The organism is Escherichia sp. E4742 (assembly GCF_005843885.1).
Lineage (GTDB): Bacteria > Pseudomonadota > Gammaproteobacteria > Enterobacterales > Enterobacteriaceae > Escherichia.
The window spans coordinates 2,085,545-2,103,622 of sequence record NZ_CP040443.1 but is presented as its reverse complement, the minus strand read 5'-3'; the positions used below and the strand labels follow the sequence as shown (position 1 = coordinate 2,103,622).

At 52.4% G+C, this 18,078-nt stretch carries 18 protein-coding genes, 1 pseudogene and 1 other annotated feature (1 of these 20 running past the window's edge); of the genes and pseudogenes, 8 read left to right on the top strand and 11 right to left on the bottom strand.

Features of this window, described 5'->3' with window-relative positions:
* Positions 1-30: a sequence feature (ROSE (Repression Of Heat Shock gene Expression) occurs in the 5'-region of heat shock genes and acts as an RNA thermometer to modulate expression.), on the bottom strand (it extends 43 nt beyond the left edge of the window).
* A 238-nt stretch (positions 31-268) separates the two neighbouring features.
* The gene (locus FEM44_RS10225; protein WP_130215114.1) at positions 269-601 is read left to right on the top strand and encodes a YceK/YidQ family lipoprotein; all 333 of its coding nucleotides are present in this window, start codon (positions 269-271) and stop codon (positions 599-601) included.
* A 1-nt stretch (position 602) separates the two neighbouring features.
* Here the strand turns inward: FEM44_RS10225 and FEM44_RS10220 are convergent, their stop codons facing one another.
* Positions 603-1,817, bottom strand: coding sequence for a DUF3748 domain-containing protein (locus FEM44_RS10220; protein WP_205713480.1), 1,215 nt, complete (start codon positions 1,815-1,817; stop codon positions 603-605).
* Between the two features lie 100 nt (positions 1,818-1,917).
* Between FEM44_RS10220 and cbrA the strand changes: the two genes are divergently transcribed.
* Positions 1,918-2,982 carry a colicin M resistance lipid reductase CbrA gene (gene cbrA, locus FEM44_RS10215; protein WP_135523338.1) on the top strand — a complete coding sequence of 355 codons (1,065 nt, stop codon included), beginning with the start codon at positions 1,918-1,920 and terminating at the stop codon, positions 2,980-2,982.
* Here cbrA and FEM44_RS10210 read toward each other — a convergent pair.
* The 4 genes and pseudogenes from FEM44_RS10210 to dgoR form a co-directional block, all read right to left on the bottom strand.
* A complete protein-coding gene (locus FEM44_RS10210) occupies positions 2,979-4,316 on the bottom strand; it encodes an MFS transporter (protein WP_165383157.1) in 1,338 nt (445 codons plus the stop codon). The two genes, cbrA and FEM44_RS10210, sit on opposite strands and share 4 nt — an antisense overlap.
* A gap of 74 nt (positions 4,317-4,390) precedes the next feature.
* Positions 4,391-5,539, bottom strand: a complete 1,149-nt coding sequence (gene dgoD / locus FEM44_RS10205) for a galactonate dehydratase (RefSeq protein ID WP_000705001.1) — start codon at positions 5,537-5,539, stop codon at positions 4,391-4,393.
* A gap of 70 nt (positions 5,540-5,609) precedes the next feature.
* Positions 5,610-5,702 (bottom strand): annotated as a pseudogene (locus FEM44_RS10195) (2-dehydro-3-deoxygalactonokinase); the annotation flags it as partial.
* Between the two features lie 28 nt (positions 5,703-5,730).
* Positions 5,731-6,420, bottom strand: a complete 690-nt coding sequence (gene dgoR / locus FEM44_RS10190) for a D-galactonate utilization transcriptional regulator DgoR (protein ID WP_000174297.1) — start codon at positions 6,418-6,420, stop codon at positions 5,731-5,733.
* Between the two features lie 277 nt (positions 6,421-6,697).
* Here dgoR and FEM44_RS10185 point away from each other — a divergent pair, with 277 nt between their 5' ends.
* The gene (locus FEM44_RS10185; protein WP_135523339.1) at positions 6,698-7,354 is read left to right on the top strand and encodes a hypothetical protein; all 657 of its coding nucleotides are present in this window, start codon (positions 6,698-6,700) and stop codon (positions 7,352-7,354) included.
* A 43-nt stretch (positions 7,355-7,397) separates the two neighbouring features.
* Here the strand turns inward: FEM44_RS10185 and yidA are convergent, their stop codons facing one another.
* The 6 genes from yidA to dnaA form a co-directional block, all read right to left on the bottom strand.
* Positions 7,398-8,210 carry a sugar-phosphatase gene (gene yidA / locus FEM44_RS10180; RefSeq protein WP_135523340.1) on the bottom strand — a complete coding sequence of 271 codons (813 nt, stop codon included), beginning with the start codon at positions 8,208-8,210 and terminating at the stop codon, positions 7,398-7,400.
* 113 nt (positions 8,211-8,323) lie between these two features.
* Positions 8,324-8,722: a YidB family protein gene (locus FEM44_RS10175; RefSeq protein ID WP_205713481.1), complete on the bottom strand. Its 399-nt coding sequence runs from the start codon at positions 8,720-8,722 to the stop codon at positions 8,324-8,326.
* 239 nt (positions 8,723-8,961) lie between these two features.
* The gene (gene gyrB, locus FEM44_RS10170; RefSeq protein WP_135523342.1) at positions 8,962-11,376 is read right to left on the bottom strand and encodes a DNA topoisomerase (ATP-hydrolyzing) subunit B; all 2,415 of its coding nucleotides are present in this window, start codon (positions 11,374-11,376) and stop codon (positions 8,962-8,964) included.
* Positions 11,377-11,404: 28 nt separating this feature from the next.
* Entirely contained in the window at positions 11,405-12,478 is a 1,074-nt protein-coding gene (gene recF, locus FEM44_RS10165) for a DNA replication/repair protein RecF (protein ID WP_135523343.1), read from the bottom strand.
* Entirely contained in the window at positions 12,478-13,578 is a 1,101-nt protein-coding gene (dnaN, locus tag FEM44_RS10160; protein WP_000673464.1) for a DNA polymerase III subunit beta, read from the bottom strand. The genes recF and dnaN overlap by 1 nt, the downstream gene beginning before the upstream one ends.
* Before the next feature lie 4 nt (positions 13,579-13,582).
* Positions 13,583-14,983 carry a chromosomal replication initiator protein DnaA gene (gene dnaA, locus FEM44_RS10155; protein ID WP_000059100.1) on the bottom strand — a complete coding sequence of 467 codons (1,401 nt, stop codon included), beginning with the start codon at positions 14,981-14,983 and terminating at the stop codon, positions 13,583-13,585.
* A 296-nt stretch (positions 14,984-15,279) separates the two neighbouring features.
* Between dnaA and FEM44_RS10150 the strand changes: the two genes are divergently transcribed.
* The 5 genes from FEM44_RS10150 to yidC all read left to right on the top strand — a co-directional run bounded on the left by FEM44_RS10150 (position 15,280) and on the right by yidC (position 17,976).
* Complete coding sequence (locus tag FEM44_RS10150) at positions 15,280-15,351, top strand: hypothetical protein (protein ID WP_123057980.1); 72 nt, start codon at positions 15,280-15,282, stop codon at positions 15,349-15,351.
* 238 nt (positions 15,352-15,589) lie between these two features.
* Positions 15,590-15,730: a 50S ribosomal protein L34 gene (gene rpmH, locus FEM44_RS10145; RefSeq protein WP_003849659.1), complete on the top strand. Its 141-nt coding sequence runs from the start codon at positions 15,590-15,592 to the stop codon at positions 15,728-15,730.
* A gap of 16 nt (positions 15,731-15,746) precedes the next feature.
* On the top strand, positions 15,747-16,106 hold the full coding sequence (gene rnpA, locus FEM44_RS10140; protein ID WP_000239730.1) for a ribonuclease P protein component: 360 nt from the start codon (positions 15,747-15,749) through the stop codon (positions 16,104-16,106).
* Entirely contained in the window at positions 16,070-16,327 is a 258-nt protein-coding gene (gene yidD, locus FEM44_RS10135; RefSeq protein WP_001307474.1) for a membrane protein insertion efficiency factor YidD, read from the top strand. The genes rnpA and yidD overlap by 37 nt, the downstream gene beginning before the upstream one ends.
* 2 nt (positions 16,328-16,329) lie before the next feature.
* Entirely contained in the window at positions 16,330-17,976 is a 1,647-nt protein-coding gene (gene yidC, locus FEM44_RS10130) for a membrane protein insertase YidC (RefSeq protein ID WP_064525945.1), read from the top strand.
* Positions 17,977-18,078: the final 102 nt, after the last annotated feature.

Below are 18,078 nucleotides of genomic sequence, written 5' to 3'. Positions count from 1 at the left end.
CTTCCACAATGGACAGGTCGGATAGCCAGAACACCCATCAGGCGTGTTCTCATTGACTACGGTATAAAAATGGGTCTGGATATGCACTTTTCAAGTCTTTTCGACGGACTTTTTTTTGCAGTTTGTAGTCTATTGCATAGACTGGGGGGTAGCACGAAACGTTAAAGTGCGATAGCCGCCACAGTGCGACATGATGATGATGTTATTTTCAGCAAGGGATCGCTATAACACATCATGCCAACACCCACGATCAACAGATGAATTTATTATGATAAGAAATGTGTTGTTAGCGTTCATGATATGCAGCGGAATGGCATTACTCGGAGGATGCTCCAGCGTAATGTCCCATACCGGAGGGAAGGAGGGAACGTATCCCGGCACCCGCGCCAGTGCCACCATGATTGGTGATGACACAACAAACTGGGGAACCAAATCGCTGGCAATTCTCGATATGCCATTTACCGCAGTCATGGATACGCTACTTCTGCCATGGGATGCGTTCCGCAAAGACAGTTCAGTGCGCTCGCGCGTGGAAAAAAGCGAAGCCGACGCGCAAGCCATCAATGCCGTCATTCCACCAGCCAGAATGCCCGTGAACTGATTTAACGGCCAGTTTTGGTTATCCACAACTGGCCAGCTTCCATCCACGCCAGCCATTGACCATCCGGCGAGAAGACCACCGCGTCCGCCGAAGGTGAGTTGGCGTGATTTTCGGTTAAATACTCAACTTCGCCGCTTTGCGCGTGTACGCAGGCAATACGGTTATCCAGCACAACGCCCAGCCATTCTCCTGACGGATGCCAGTTAAATGCAGACTGAATATCCGTTTTGTTATGGGTTAACTGGTGCGGCTCACCGCCCTGTGGCGAGATAAGCCACAGTTGCACAATGCCGTTATCATCACGCATTAAAAACGCGATTTGCGTACCCTGCGGATTACAGCGCACCCAGTGGCGCGGGACGTTGGCTAACCCCGGATAAGCCCGATGGTGGGTAAAGGTTAAACGTCGCTGCACGACGCCACGCGGTGGCGCGGGCAGAGTTGATTCCGTTCCGCTTAACGGCGCGTCGCCCGGCAATTTCCAGCCGTTTTCATCTTGCGGCAATTCAACAATAAACAGCTCCGGCACTTTCTCGCCCTTTTGCGAAAGCGTATCGCCAATAAACGCCAGAGCGTGGTTTCCTACCCATCCTTCTTCATAAGCACGATTGATTTCATCACTGCCAGGCTGCGGCGTGGGCGTTGTTTTACTCACCAGCACGCACCAGTGGCTACCGCTGTATTCACGCGGATGCTGCTTTTGCACATTGACCGGACCAAACGGCGCAGCCACCCCGACGTTTCGCAAATCCAGCGCTGGATCGCGTTCATGCAGCACGTGGTCGTTATAGGTAAAACTCACCATTTCACCGTTTGGGCTAAAGACATGTACATGACTGCCGCCGCGTAACGCCCCTGGAGTGTACGGAACGGTAATATCCATTGCATCGAGGTTGCTCACCTTGCCGCCTTCAGCAATCACACCGCGACGGTGATGAAAATCGTAATGCCATGTTTCATCAGGATTTTCAGGGCCGTGGATGAAGACATATTTCTCTGACTTCGGATGAACGGTCACCACGCCGACGTGTGCGCCCTGTAACGCACGGTAGATAACCTCGACCTCGCCGGTATGGATATTCACACGCTCAATGGTCTCGCCGGTAAACGACGCGCCAGAAGGCCGCACATCAAACACCAGCCACTGGCTGTCGGGCGTCCAGGTATTGGTATTGGTGAGCAGGTGATTACGGGGAGCAAAGGTTATCTGTTTCATGGCGCGGTCCTGATACAAAACGGTTCCCGCCATCATACTTCACAAGGACTTCACTTTCAGACATTAGTCTTTTGCCATCGTGATGAATGTGAGTGAAAAGATGGAACATTTTGACGTGGCGATTATTGGCCTCGGCCCGGCAGGGTCGGCGTTGGCGCGAAAGTTAGCAGGCAAAATGCAGGTGATCGCGCTGGATAAAAAGCACCAGTGCGGTACTGAAGGTTTCAGCAAACCTTGTGGCGGTCTGCTGGCACCGGACGCGCAGCGTTCTTTTATTCGCGATGGACTGACGCTTCCTGTCGATGTGATCGCCAACCCGCAGATTTTCAGCGTCAAAACCGTCGACGTCGCCGCATCGCTCACGCGTAACTACCAGCGAAGCTATATCAATATTAATCGCCATGCTTTCGACTTGTGGATGAAATCGCTGATCCCGGCCAGCGTTGAGATTTACCACGATAGCCTGTGTCGAAAAATCTGGCGAGAGGATGATAAATGGCATGTCATTTTTCGCGCAGACGGCTGGGAGCAGCATATTACCGCCCGCTATCTGGTCGGTGCCGATGGTGCCAACTCGATGGTGCGGCGACATCTCTACCCGGATCATCAGATTCGTAAATATGTCGCTATCCAGCAGTGGTTCGCAGAGAAACATCCGGTGCCGTTCTACTCCTGCATCTTTGATAATTCGATAACTGACTGTTATTCATGGAGTATCAGCAAAGACGGTTATTTTATCTTTGGCGGCGCCTATCCGATGAAAGATGGCCAGGCGCGTTTCACAGCACTGAAAGAGAAAATGAGCGCCTTTCAGTTCCAGTTTGGTAAAGCGGTGAAAAGCGAAAAATGCACGGTGCTGTTTCCCTCACGCAGGCAGGATTTTGTCTGCGGTAAGGACAACGCTTTTCTTATTGGTGAAGCGGCGGGATTTATCAGCGCCAGCTCGCTGGAGGGAATTAGCTATGCGCTGGATAGCGCAGAGATTCTGCGTTCGGTGTTACTGAAGCAGCCAGAGAAGATCAACGCCACTTACTGGCACGCCACCCGCAAACTGCGTTTAAAACTCTACGGCAAGATAGTAAAAAGCCGGTGCCTGACCGCACCGGCCTTAAGAAAGTGGATTATGCGCAGTGGCATTGCACATATTCCACAGTCGAGAGATTAACCAACGCGCTTCACATCGCCCACCAGCAGGATGTAAGAGAGCGCGCCAATCAACGCGACGGCGGAAATATAAACCAGTGCAGGAGCGAAACCGTAACCCTGCGCCAGATAACCCACCACCAGCGGAACGGTGATCCCGCCCAAACCACCGGCGAAGTTAAACACGCCACCGGTTAAACCAATCAGGCGCATCGGCGCCAGAGAAGAGACCAGCGACCAGGTAATAGAAGCAAAACCGTTGCCGAAGAATGCCAGTGCCATCAGGCACATAATCATCATCGGGTCATTGGTGTAGTTAGCGCCCATAATGCAGGTAGAGATTAGCAAACCGCAGATAATTGGCGTTTTACGCGCAAAGCCCAGTGAAAAGCCCTTACGCACCAGCAGATCCGCAACCCAGCCTGAGAGCAGTACACCAACAAACGCAGCCAGGAACGGCACCGTGGTCATAAAGCCCGCTTTCAGCGCGGTGATTCCTTTTTCCTGGGTTAAATAGTTCGGGAACCAGGTTAAGAAAAACCACAGTGTAGAAGCCACCGCAAATTGCCCAAGATAGACGCCGATCAGTTTACGATGGAACACCAGTTTCCAGTCTTTGGCTGTTAACGGCTGACGCGCCTCTTTCTTCACCGGCGCATCACCATCCACCAGACCGCCGCCATCACGAATGTAATCCAGTTCAGCTTTGCTGATGCCTTTGGTCAGGCGCGGCGGCTGATAAACCTTAAACCAAATCAACGACCAGATAATGCCGATACCGCCGGTGACAATGAACACCCAGTGCCAGCTCAACATTTCCTGGATCCAGATCAGCAGCGGAGTCAAAAACGCCAGGCCGACAAACTGACCAGAAGTATAAAAACCAACGGCGGAAGCGCGTTCATGTTCCGGGAACCAACTGGTCACCATCCGGTTATTAGTCGGGAAAGCGGGCGCTTCGAAAATACCGGTTATCGCGCGCAGACCAATTAATGACATTAAGCCCGTGGCAAAGCCCTGGAATAAAGTCGCCACTGACCAGCCAAATATCGCAATAAAATAAGTCACGCGAGAACCTACGCGATCTAAAAACCAACCGCCGGGGATCTGACATAAGGTATAAAGCCAGGCGAAGGCCGAAAATACATAGCCCATTTGCGCTTTCGTAATGCCGAACTCTTCCTGAATATGGGCGGAAGCCACGGCCAGGTTAGCACGGTCGACATAACAAATGACCACCGTAATAAAGATCATCACCAGCGTCAGATAACGCCGACGCCCCGGCTTTGCTGCATTAACGGGAATATCCATAGCGAGCTGTCTCCAGATTTTGGGCATAGCGAAGCCGCTCACCATGCCCTGTAATGTACAGAGGGTTATATTTTTGTATTAAAGTTTTATTGCCCGATGAGGGGCTTACGTGGCAGGAATTACCACTCTGCTACGCTGTTATCTTCATGACGCCAGAGCGGATTACGCCAGTCCGGGGCATTTTTACTGAACTCAATAACTTTGGCTTCGTCGATTTCCACGCCTAAGCCCGGTTTCGTTAGCGGTTTAAAGAAGCCGCCGACCATGCTGAAGTCCTCTTTGTTTTTCACAAAGTCGAGTAACTCCGCACCTTTGTTGTAGTGAATGCCCATACTTTGTTCCTGAAGTACCGCGTTATAGGAGACAAAGTCGATATGCAGGCAAGCCGCCAGTGCAATCGGTCCGAGCGGACAGTGCGGCGCAAGGGTCACATCATAGGCTTCCGCCATTCCGGCAATTTTGTAGCATTCGGTAATACCGCCTGCGTGGGAGAGATCCGGTTGCAGAATCGAAATACCGCCCGCCTCCAGCACGCGTTTAAAATCGAAGCGTGAGAACATGCGCTCACCCGCCGCCAGTGGAATATGCGTTTGTGCCGCCAGTTTCGGATAGTATTCGGCTTGTTCCGCCAGCACTGGCTCTTCAATAAACAGCGGGCGATACGGCTCCAGTTCTTTAATCAGCACTTTCGCCATCGGCGCGCTGACGCGACCGTGGAAATCAAGACCAAACTCAATCTGATTGCCAAAGGCTTCACGAATTTGTGCCACAGTGTTGACCGCCGCATCCACCGCGCGGGAGTTATCAATCAGCCCCAGTTCTTCGCAACCATTCAGTTTGAAGGTATCGAAGCCGATTTCACGCAGAGTTTTAATGCCGTCGATAACATCCGCCGGACGATCGCCGCCGACCCAACTGTAGGCTTTGATTTTGTCACGGACCAGGCCGCCCATCAGTTGCCAGACTGGCGCATTCAGCACTTTGCCTTTGATATCCCATAACGCCTGGTCAATCCCGGCAATGGCGCTCATCAGGATCGGACCGCCACGATAAAATCCGGCGCGATACATCACTTGCCATAAGTCGTTGATGCGCGAAGGATCCTGACCAATCAAATAGTCACCCAGCTCGTGAACTGCCGCTTCAACCGTGCGCGCGCGGCCTTCAATCACTGGCTCGCCCCAACCGACCACGCCTTCATCGGTTTCAATTTTCAGGAACATCCAACGGGGAGGTAAACGATACGTGGTAATTTTGGTGATTTTCATTGCACTGCCTCTCGATACGCCTTAACAAATGCTGCTGCCTGCTACGTGGTACGTTCTACGGATTGCCCGGTGCCTGCGCGCCGTGCAATTGGGTTTCTTCACCACGCATATCATTGTGGTTATCGTCATGAGAGAGGCACTCGCTGGGGATTATAGAGATATTCCCCAGTCAATTGCGATGTCGCACACTGTCATGTGATTTCCTTTAACCTTCGTGTCGAGCTGGCGATCATGGTAAGCGCCGCCTGCTCTGCCGCATCGCCGTCCTGATGCCGTATCGCATCGAACAGCGCCTTATGTTCCTGGAGCGTTTGCGGCATGTTGGCCTCATCGCCCATCCAGGTTCGTTCAAAAACCGCCCGCTGCAGCGAACTGATCGCGATGCTAAGTTGCTGTAACACCGGGTTATGCACCGATTGCAGTACCGCCTCGTGATAGCGAATATCCGCTTCGTTAAACGCCTCGCGATCCTGATTGTTGGCAATCATCTCGTTCAGCGCCGATTCAATCTGCGCCAGATCGCTGGAAGTCGCGCGCTCCGCCGCCCAGCGGGCAATCGCTGGTTCCACCAGATTTCGTACTTCGCTCATTGCACTGATAAGCCGTGGGTCGTAGTCGTTTTCCAGCACCCATTGCAGTACGTCAGTGTCGAGGTAATTCCACTGGTTACGCGCTGCCACAAACGCCCCGCGATAACGTTTCATTTCAATCAGCCGCTTTGCCATCAGCGAACGGAACACTTCACGGATGATGTTGCGCGAGGTTGCAAACTCCTCACAGAGTTCCGCCTCGGCCGGAAGCGGCGAGCCTGGCACGTATTTGCCGTGAACGATCTGTTTACCCAGCGTAATGACGATGCGATCGGTTTTATTGAGAGTCATGGAGAGTCCTTGTGCTCTGTATGTTCTTCTCTACTTTACCCCGATCGATGCATAACGCGGCAACTTTGTAGTACCAGCGTGATGACATTCGCGTTTGCCGTGCGCGTAATGTAGTACAAATTTATATTGTTGTACTACAATTTAGATCACAAAAAGAACAACACATAAAAAATGACATGCGTCGGGCAGAAATCTGAAAAGGGATGTCGGGCGCTAAACAGGGGGTAAATAAGAGTATGCTTTCAACGGCTTAGCACTCTTGTTTAAAGGATTAATCATGAAGTTGAATTTTAAAGGATTTTTTAAGGCTGCCGGTTTGTGTTTTTTGGCATTTGCGTTGACAGGATGTCTAACCGCAGGACTGCTGTTCAATACCGCAAGCCCTCCACATGCCGAGCAATGGCGGTCAGACTCGATTAAGGGTTTATCGCTGGCAAAGAATAGTAACGGTACGAAAGGCTATGTTTTTGTTGGCGAGTCGCTGGACTACCTGTTAACCACGGGTGGTGGTGAGGTGGTTAAAATGCTTAACGATCCGGCAATACATGGCGAAAAGATAACCACCTCCGATAATGTGAAATTTATTTTAAGCCGCGGTGATACGAATTTTTCTGGTGCCATAACGCTCTATTACGACTGGGATAATGAGGAAGATAAAGCACTGGCGACACAATATGGCTTTGTGTGTGATACCCAGCGTTGTACATGGACGCTTGACGGTTTGAAAGGCTCTATCCACCAGAAAAATAAAAAAGCGGATTACTCAAACGTGATGGTTTTCCATCAACCCTTTACAGTGGGATTTTATAAGTACAAAACAACAGATGGCGTCCCGCGCGGCCTCGCTAACGCGTTGCTGCCAGTCACTCTTACGCTGGATATAGTAACATCACCACTCCAGTTCCTGATTTTATGCACGACCAGAAATTGTTAATCGCTGCGGGCAAACGCATTCATGCTGTTTGCCCGCCCACAGATTAATTCAGCACATACTTCTCAATAGCAAACGCCACGCCATCTTCCAGGTTGGATTTGGTGACAAAGTTCGCCACTTCTTTCACCGAAGGAATAGCGTTATCCATTGCCACACCAACACCTGCATATTCAATCATTGCGATGTCGTTTTCCTGATCGCCAATCGCCATAATTTCTTCCGGTTTAATGCCCAACACGTCGGCCAATGATTTCACACCGGTGCCTTTGTTAACGCGCTTATCGAGGATTTCGAGGAAGTACGGCGCACTTTTCAGCACGGTGTATTTCTCTTTTACTTCCTGCGGAATGCGCGCGATCGCCTGGTCGAGGATGGCAGGTTCATCAATCATCATCACTTTCAGGAGCTGTATATTGGGGTCCATTTTTTCCGCTTCGCAGAATACCAGCGGAATGGTGGCCACAAACGACTCATGTACCGTGTAATAACTGATATCGCGGTTAGCGGTGTACAGCGTGGTGCGGTCCAGGGCGTGGAAATGAGAACCGACTTCGCGAGAGAGTTTTTCCAGGAAACGATAGTCGTCATTGCTCAATGCTGTTTGCGCCACGGTGCTACCATCAGCGGCCTTCTGCACCAGCGCGCCATTGTAAGTAATGCAGTAGTCGCCCGGCTGTTCCATGTGCAGTTCTTTCAGGTAGTTGTGAACGCCTGCATAAGGGCGACCCGTCGTTAGCACGACATTTACGCCACGGGCGCGAGCTGCGGCAATCGCATTTTTAACGGCAGGTGAAATGGTGTGATCGGGCAGCAGAAGGGTGCCATCCATATCGATAGCAATGAGTTTGATAGCCATGAGTTCCCCAGGTAGATTGTTTCCTGACCCATGCTAACGCGATTGCGCTCAAAAATCAGTACAACACCTGAGGGAAAAGGGGATGCAACGCGCGTTGCGTGCTCCCCTTTTGCTTAGCGGAAGAGTTTCCCTTTCAGTAACTCCATCCCTGCGGAAAGCAAATCGTTATTGGCTTGTGGTGACACTTCACCCTGCGGTGAGAGAGCATCAATAATCTTCGGCAATTGTTCCGCCAGCATGTTGGAAGCAGCACTGGTATCTACGCCGAGTTTTTGCCCGAGTTCGGACACCGCGTTTGTGCCGAGCGCCGACTCCAGTTGCTCGCCGCTCACCGGCTGATTACTTTGTTGGTTACTCAACCAGGATGTGAGAATGGCACCTAAGCCGCCACTTTGCAGTTTTTCCAGCAGCACCTGAATGCCGCCCTGCTCCTCAACCCAACTTAAAATCGCCTGATATTTCCCCGCATCGCCTTTCAGAAAGGCACCTACAACTTCATCAAAAAGCCCCATGATAATCACCTGTAAAGCGTTACGTGTTGACTCAAAAAGTATAGTTCTGCGGGATGATAATTGCGGATCACAGGAATAAAAAGGGCGGAGATGATCTCCGCCCTTTTCTTATAGCTTCTTGCCGGATGCGGCGTTAACGCCTTCTCCGGCCTACAAAATCATAAAAATTCAATATATTGCATGAGTCTTGTAGGCCTGATAAGCGTAGCGCATCAGGCACGCTCGCATTGTTAACGCCATTAAATATCGATATTCGCCGCTTTCAGGGCGTTCTCTTCGATAAATGCACGACGCGGTTCAACGGCGTCGCCCATCAGCGTGGTGAACAGCTGGTCGGCGGCAATCGCATCTTTAACGGTAACGCGCAGCATACGGCGGCTTTCCGGGTCCATGGTGGTTTCCCACAGTTGTTCCGGGTTCATCTCGCCCAGACCTTTATAACGCTGGATGGAGAGGCCGCGACGGGACTCTTTCACCAGCCAGTCCAGCGCCTGCTCGAAGCTGGCTACCGGCTGACGACGCTCACCACGTTCGATAAACGCATCTTCTTCCAGCAAGCCACGCAGTTTCTCGCCCAGAGTGCAGATACGACGATATTCGCCACCGGTGATGAACTCGTGATCCAGCGGGTAGTCAGTATCCACGCCGTGGGTACGCACGCGAACAATCGGCTCGAACAGGTTTTTCTCGGCATTGGTGTGGACATCAAACTTCCACTGGCTGCCGTGCTGTTCTTTGTCGTTCAGTTCGCTGACCAGCGCGTTCACCCAGCGGGTAACGGTCTGCTCGTTGGAAAGGTCGGTTTCCGTCAGCGTTGGCTGATAGATAAGCTCTTTCAGCATTGCTTTCGGATAGCGACGTTCCATGCGAACGATCATTTTCTGCGCCGCATTGTACTCCGACACCAGTTTTTCTAACGCTTCGCCAGCTAAAGCTGGTGCACTGGCGTTGGTATGCAAAGATGCACCATCCAGAGCGATAGAAATTTGGTACTGATCCATCGCTTCATCGTCTTTAATGTACTGCTCTTGCTTGCCTTTCTTCACTTTGTACAGCGGCGGTTGAGCAATGTAGACATGACCGCGTTCGATGATTTCCGGCATCTGACGATAGAAGAAGGTCAACAGCAGCGTACGAATGTGCGAACCGTCGACGTCCGCATCGGTCATGATGATGATGCTGTGATAACGCAGTTTATCCGGGTTGTATTCGTCACGACCGATACCACAACCAAGCGCGGTGATAAGCGTCGCCACTTCCTGGGAAGCAAGCATCTTATCGAAACGGGCTTTCTCAACGTTGAGGATTTTACCCTTCAGCGGCAGAATCGCCTGGTTCTTGCGGTTACGCCCCTGTTTTGCAGAGCCGCCCGCAGAGTCCCCTTCCACAAGGTACAGTTCAGAAAGCGCCGGGTCGCGTTCCTGACAGTCCGCCAGTTTGCCAGGCAGGCCAGCTAAGTCCAGCGCACCTTTACGACGGGTCATTTCACGGGCGCGACGCGCAGCTTCACGGGCGCGGGCGGCATCAATAATTTTGCCGACCACGATTTTCGCATCAGTTGGGTTTTCCAGCAGGTATTCCGCCAGCAGTTCGTTCATCTGCTGTTCTACCGCCGATTTCACCTCAGAAGAAACCAGTTTGTCTTTGGTCTGGGAGGAGAATTTCGGGTCTGGTACTTTCACAGACACAACCGCAATCAGGCCTTCACGCGCATCATCGCCAGTGGCGCTGACTTTCGCTTTTTTGCTGTAGCCTTCTTTGTCCATGTAGGCGTTCAGAGTACGGGTCATCGCCGCACGGAAGCCTGCCAGGTGAGTGCCGCCGTCACGCTGCGGAATGTTGTTGGTAAAGCAGTAGATGTTTTCCTGGAAGCCATCGTTCCACTGCAGCGCCACTTCAACGCCGATACCGTCTTTTTCGGTGGAGAAGTAGAAGATATTCGGGTGAATTGGCGTTTTGTTCTTGTTCAGATACTCAACGAACGCCTTGATACCGCCTTCATAGTGGAAGTGGTCTTCTTTGCCGTCACGCTTGTCTTTCAGGCGAATGGAAACGCCGGAGTTAAGGAACGACAACTCACGCAGACGTTTCGCCAGAATTTCATATTCGAACTCGGTTACATTGGTGAAGGTTTCGAGGCTTGGCCAGAAACGCACCATGGTGCCGGTTTTTTCAGTCTCGCCGGTAACCGCCAGCGGAGCCTGCGGTACACCGTGTTCGTAGATCTGACGGTGAATTTTACCCTCGCGCTGGATAACCAGCTCCAGTTTTTGCGACAGGGCGTTTACTACCGAAACACCAACGCCGTGCAGACCGCCGGACACTTTATAGGAGTTATCGTCAAATTTACCGCCTGCGTGCAGGACGGTCATGATCACTTCTGCCGCCGATACGCCCTCTTCCGGGTGAATACCGGTCGGAATACCGCGCCCGTCGTCCTGTACAGAGACAGAGTTATCGGCGTGAATGGTGACGATAATTTCTTTACAGTGACCCGCGAGCGCTTCGTCGATAGCGTTATCTACCACCTCGAATACCATGTGGTGCAGACCGGTGCCGTCATCCGTGTCGCCGATATACATACCCGGGCGCTTACGCACCGCATCCAGCCCTTTCAGGACTTTGATACTGGAGGAGTCATAAGAATTCGACATCAACGTTTCTCGCTCATTTATACTTGGGTTAATCCGTTATTTTACCCTTTTCCACGGTAAACATCTTCGAATTTTCGTCCGACATGTCTATAACGTGTTCAGCACTGATCGCGCTGACAAAGACCTGTGATTGCGTCGCTTTTAAGCGGCTGGCAAGCAGCCCGCGACGCTCATCATCAAGCTCAGAGGCAAAATCATCTATCAGGTAGAGACACCGCCGCCCGCTTTCACGGGTGAGGAACTCTCCTTGCGCCAGACGTAAGGCGCACATCAGCAGCTTGAGCTGCCCACGCGATAAGGTATCTTCCACCGGCGCACCGTCGGCGCGAATGCGTAAGTCCGCTTTATGCGGGCCGTGCGCGGTGTAGGTTAGCTGGCGATCGCGTTCAAAATTACGTTCCAGCACCTCAGCGTACTCTGTCTCTTTCTCCCAGCCGCGCTGAAAAGAGAAAGTCAGAGAAAACTCAGGGAGAAATTGCTTACAGGTATCGGCCATATCGGCCGCGATACCGGCGCTGTACTGGGCGCGCCAGGTGCTGATTTGCTCCGCCAGCGGGATCAGTTCTTTATCCCACGGGCGTAGCTGTTCGTAACGTGTCACCTGGCGCAGCGCCGCATTGCGCTGCTTGAGCAAACGCTTGAGATTGCTCCAGGCGGTGAAAAATCCGGGTTCGTTGTGAAAGCATCCCCAGTCGAGGAATGCTCTTCTGTATTTGGGGCCGCCGTTGAGTAAAGTAAACCCTTCTGGCGTTATCAGTTGCATCGGCATCAGATGCGCCAGCTCAGCGACTTTATGCCCGTCAGTACCGTCGATGCGGACTTTGCTGTCGCCCTGTTTATCTTTGGTTAAGCCAATTGCCGTCTCGCGCTCTTCACCCTGTAGTCGCCCGTGGAGAATAAACGCCTCCTGCTCATGGCGAATGACGCGGCCAATCTGCAAACTGCGAAACGCCCGACCGTGGCCGAGCGTATAGATGGCTTCCAGCACGCTGGTTTTGCCGCTGCCGTTGGCACCTACCAGAAAGTTAAAGCCGGGAGATAAAGCGAGATCCGCGGTTTCGATGTTGCGGAAATCGCGGATCAACAAGCGGGTGAGGGACATTACAGTCTCATTGGCATGACAACATAGGCAGCCGACTGTGATGCGGCATCTTCAATCTGCACGCTGGAAACTGAATCGGTCAGCATCATGCGGACGTTTTCGCATTTCAACGCGTTCAGGACATCCAGCACATAGCTGACGTTGAAGCCGATTTCCATCTCCGCACCGCTATAGGTAACGTCGAGGATTTCTTCCGCTTCTTCCTGTTCCGGGTTGTTGGCGGTAATTTTCAGCTGGTTTTCGCTGACATACAGGCGCACACCACGGAATTTCTCGTTAGAGAGAATCGCCGCACGAGCAAAAGCCTGCTTGAGGAGATCGCAGCCTGCTTCCAGATGTTTGTCCGGGTTCTTCGGCAGAACGCGACGGTAATCCGGGAAGCGACCGTCCACCAGTTTGGAGGTGAAAATAAAGTCGCCAACGTGGGCGCGAATGTTGTTGCTGCCAATCTGCACGCGCAGCGGATTGTCGCCGCCGTCGAGCATACGCATCAGTTCAATCACGCCTTTACGCGGTACGATCACCGAATGGCTCGGCAAAGACTGACCAATTGGCATGGAGCAGACAGCCAGACGGTGGCCGTCGGTCGCCACGGTGCGCAGTTCTTCACCTTCGGTTTCGAACAGCATACCGTTTAAATAATAGCGAACGTCCTGATGCGCCATCGAAAACTGGGTCGCTTCAATCAGACGCTTCATCGTCGCCTGCGGCAGGGTAAATTCAACTTCGCTCTGCCAGTCATCGAGGTTCGGGAAATCCGCCGCTGGCAGGGTAGACAGCGAAAAACGGCTACGCCCGGAGCGCACCAGCATCCGCTCACCTTCCAGCTGCACGGCAATTTCCGCGCCTTCAGGCAGACCACGGCAGATATCAAAGAATTTGCGCGCCGGAACGGTCGTCGCCCCTGGTTCGTGCGGCTGAACCAGCGCAACGCGTGCCACCATTTCCATCTCGAGATCAGTACCGGTCAGCGACAACGTACCGTCAGCAACCTGTAACAGCAGATTACCGAGAATCGGTAGCGTAGGACGACCACCTAACGGACCGCTCACCTGTTGTAGCGGTTTTAATAAATGCTCACGTTCTACGGTAAATTTCATAGGTTTACGATGACAATGTTCTGATTAAATTAGAGAAATCTTCTTTGATATCGTGGCTCTCTTCACGCAATTGCTCGATCTTACGGCAGGCATGAAGCACCGTCGTGTGGTCACGACCACCAAACGCATCGCCAATCTCCGGCAGACTGTGGTTAGTCAGTTCTTTCGCCAGCGCCATCGCCATCTGACGTGGACGCGCTACCGAGCGGGATCGACGTTTGGAAAGGAGATCCGCGACTTTGATCTTGTAGTACTCTGCCACCGTCTTCTGAATATTGTCGATAGTGACCAGTTTTTCCTGCAAAGCCAGTAAGTCGCGCAGCGCCTCACGTACGAAGTCAATCGTGATCGCCCGTCCGGTAAAGTTGGCGTTAGCAATGACGCGGTTCAGCGCCCCTTCCAGCTCACGTACGTTAGATCGTAGACGCTTGGCAATAAAGAACGCCACTTCGCCCGGCAAACGAATGTCGTTTTCGTCGGCCTTTTTCATCAGAATCGCCACGCGGGTTTCCAGCTCTGGCGGTTCGATCGCCACAGTCAGCCCCCAGCCGAAGCGAGATTTCAAACGATCCTCAACACCGTTGATCTCTTTCGGATAGCGATCCGACGTGAGGATGATCTGCTGATTACCTTCCAGCAGGGCGTTAAAGGTATGGAAAAACTCTTCCTGGGATCGTTCTTTATTGGCGAAAAACTGAATATCGTCGATCAGCAGCGCATCAACGGAACGGTAGTAGCGTTTAAACTCTTCGATCGCATTGTTTTGCAGGGCTTTTACCATGTCCTGAACAAAGCGTTCGGAGTGCATATAAACCACTTTGGCATTCGGCTTGCGCGCCATAATGCCATTACCCACCGCATGCAGCAGGTGAGTTTTACCCAGCCCCGTGCCGCCATAAAGGAACAGCGGGTTATAGGCGCCGCCCGGGTTGTCTGCCACCTGGCGAGCCGCCGCGCGCGCCAGCTGGTTAGATTTACCTTCGACGAAGTTATCAAACGTATGTTTAACGTTGACGTTGGAACGATAGGTCGGTTCTGCCGGAGCCGGAACGTTATCCCAGCCTGAGCGCGTAGAAGGCGCAGCACGTTGCGGCTGCACCTGCGCTGCCTGAGCGGGTGCAACTGTATTGCTGGCAGGGACTTTCAGCGTTTGTGTCACGGGCTTTGTGCCCACTTCAAAACGCAGCTGTGGGGCATCCGCTCCACAGAAACTGGTTAGCAGTCCATTGATATTATTGAGGTACTTGTCCCTTACCCAATCGAGGACAAAACGGTTTGGCGCGTACAAGGCCAGCGTGTTATCGCTCAGTTCCGCCTGCAATGGGCGTATCCACATACTGAATTCTGTGGCTGGTAACTCATCCTGCAATCGGGCAAGACACTGCTGCCAAAGCGAAAGTGACACGGCGGACTCCACTCGAACAAAAGTCGATTATGACTAAGGCTGAAACATTCATGATTGTTGACGCACGTCGAAAAGACCCTGCATGAGGGTGACGCACGAACCGCTGTCTGCGGTTATATGCCCGATCAAGATCCTGCAAAACGATCGGGACCGCGGATCATAGCCTAAACTGCGCAAGAGATCTTCTGTTTCTCACAGATTTTCCCGATTTATCCACAGGGCTTTCCAGAACTCGCTAAGTGTAAACGATCCTGCCGCAAGGCGGGCACGATTTACGCCGCATATTGGAAAATTTAATGACCTTAGACAAAATTAGGCTTAATCGATCTAATAAAGATCCTGGACGATCCTTGCGCTTTACCCGGTAGCCCGTATAATCCTCGCCCCGGCGCGCCATGCTGGTTTTCACTGGTGTGAGGCCGTACATTTTCCCAGCGAAAAGGTGCGGAAAAGCGCGGCAAATAAGGAAAGAGAATTGACTCCGGAGTGTACAATTATTACAATCCGGCCTCTTTAATCACCCATGGCTTCGGTGTCCATCGTTTCATTTTTCGGCGGATATCCAATAAAGCCATTGAATTTATTCAAGTTTAGGTAGAAATCGCCATGAAACGCACTTTTCAACCGTCTGTACTGAAGCGCAACCGTTCTCACGGCTTCCGTGCTCGTATGGCTACTAAAAATGGTCGTCAGGTTCTGGCACGTCGTCGTGCTAAAGGCCGCTCTCGTCTGACCGTTTCTAAGTAATATAGCTAACCCCTGCGTGGTTAAGCTCGCATTTCCCAGGGAGTTACGTTTGTTAACTCCCAGTCAATTCACATTCGTCTTCCAGCAGCCACAACGGGCTGGCACGCCGCAAATTACCATTCTCGGCCGCCTGAATTCGCTGGGGCATCCCCGTATCGGTCTTACTGTCGCCAAGAAAAACGTTCGACGCGCGCATGAACGCAATCGGATTAAACGTCTGACGCGTGAAAGCTTCCGTCTGCGCCAACATGAACTCCCGGCTATGGATTTCGTGGTGGTGGCGAAAAAAGGGGTTGCCGACCTCGATAACCGTGCTCTCTCGGAAGCGTTGGAAAAATTATGGCGCCGCCACTGTCGCCTGGCTCGCGGGTCCTGATAGCCCTCATTCGGGTCTATCAACGCCTGATTAGTCCGCTACTCGGGCCGCATTGTCGTTTCACTCCAACCTGTTCAAGCTACGGAATTGAGGCATTGCGCAGGTTTGGAGTGATAAAAGGCAGTTGGTTGACGGTGAAACGCGTATTAAAATGCCACCCTTTACACCCTGGTGGTGACGATCCCGTCCCGCCCGGACCATTTGATACCAGAGAACACTAACGATGGATTCGCAACGCAATCTTTTAGTCATCGCTTTGCTGTTCGTGTCTTTCATGATCTGGCAAGCCTGGGAGCAGGATAAAAACCCGCAACCTCAGGCCCAACAGACCACGCAGACAACGACCACCGCAGCGGGTAGCGCCGCCGACCAGGGCGTACCGGCCAGTGGCCAGGGGAAACTGATTTCGGTTAAGACCGACGTGCTTGATCTGACCATCAACACCCGTGGTGGTGATGTTGAACAGGCTCTGCTCCCGGCATACCCGAAAGAGCTGAACTCTACCCAGCCGTTCCAGCTGCTGGAAACTTCACCGCAGTTTATTTATCAGGCACAGAGCGGTCTGACCGGTCGTGATGGCCCGGATAACCCGGCTAACGGCCCGCGTCCGCTGTATAACGTTGAAAAAGACGCTTATGTGCTGGCTGAAGGCCAAAACGAACTGCAGGTGCCGATGACGTATACTGACGCGGCAGGCAACACGTTTACCAAAACGTTTGTCCTGAAACGTGGTGATTACGCTGTCAACGTCAACTACAACGTGCAGAACGCTGGCGAAAAACCGCTGGAGATCTCCACCTTTGGCCAGTTGAAGCAATCCATCAATCTGCCACCGCATCTCGACACTGGAAGCAGCAACTTCGCACTGCATACTTTCCGTGGCGCGGCGTACTCCACGCCTGACGAGAAGTACGAGAAATACAAGTTCGATACCATTGCCGATAACGAAAACCTGAACATCTCTTCGAAAGGTGGTTGGGTGGCGATGCTGCAACAGTATTTCGCGACTGCGTGGATCCCGCATAACGACGGCACCAACAACTTCTACACCGCTAATCTGGGTAACGGCATCGCCGCTATCGGCTATAAATCTCAGCCGGTACTGGTTCAGCCTGGTCAGACTGGCGCGATGAACAGCACCCTGTGGGTTGGCCCTGAAATCCAGGACAAAATGGCTGCTGTTGCTCCGCACCTGGATCTGACTGTTGATTACGGTTGGTTGTGGTTCATTTCTCAGCCGCTGTTCAAACTGCTGAAATGGATCCATAGCTTTGTGGGTAACTGGGGCTTCTCCATTATCATCATCACCTTTATCGTTCGTGGCATCATGTACCCGCTGACCAAAGCGCAGTACACCTCCATGGCGAAGATGCGTATGCTGCAGCCGAAGATTCAGGCTATGCGTGAGCGTCTGGGCGATGACAAACAGCGTATCAGCCAGGAAATGATGGCGCTGTACAAAGCTGAGAAGGTTAACCCGCTGGGCGGCTGCTTCCCGCTGATTATCCAGATGCCAATCTTCCTGGCGTTGTACTACATGCTGATGGGTTCCGTTGAACTGCGTCAGGCGCCGTTTGCACTGTGGATCCACGACCTGTCTGCACAGGACCCGTACTACATCCTGCCGATCCTGATGGGCGTAACGATGTTCTTCATTCAGAAGATGTCGCCGACCACTGTGACCGACCCGATGCAGCAGAAGATCATGACCTTTATGCCGGTCATCTTCACCGTGTTCTTCCTGTGGTTCCCGTCAGGTCTGGTGCTGTACTATATCGTCAGCAACCTGGTTACCATTATTCAGCAGCAGCTGATTTACCGTGGTCTGGAAAAACGTGGCCTGCATAGCCGCGAGAAGAAAAAATCCTGATTCGGTGAGTTTTCGCTAAAATAAGGGCGGTCAGTTGACCGCCTTTTTTCTTTTCGTAGGGCGGATAAGCACCGCGCATCCGCCACACAAAGCAACAGGAAC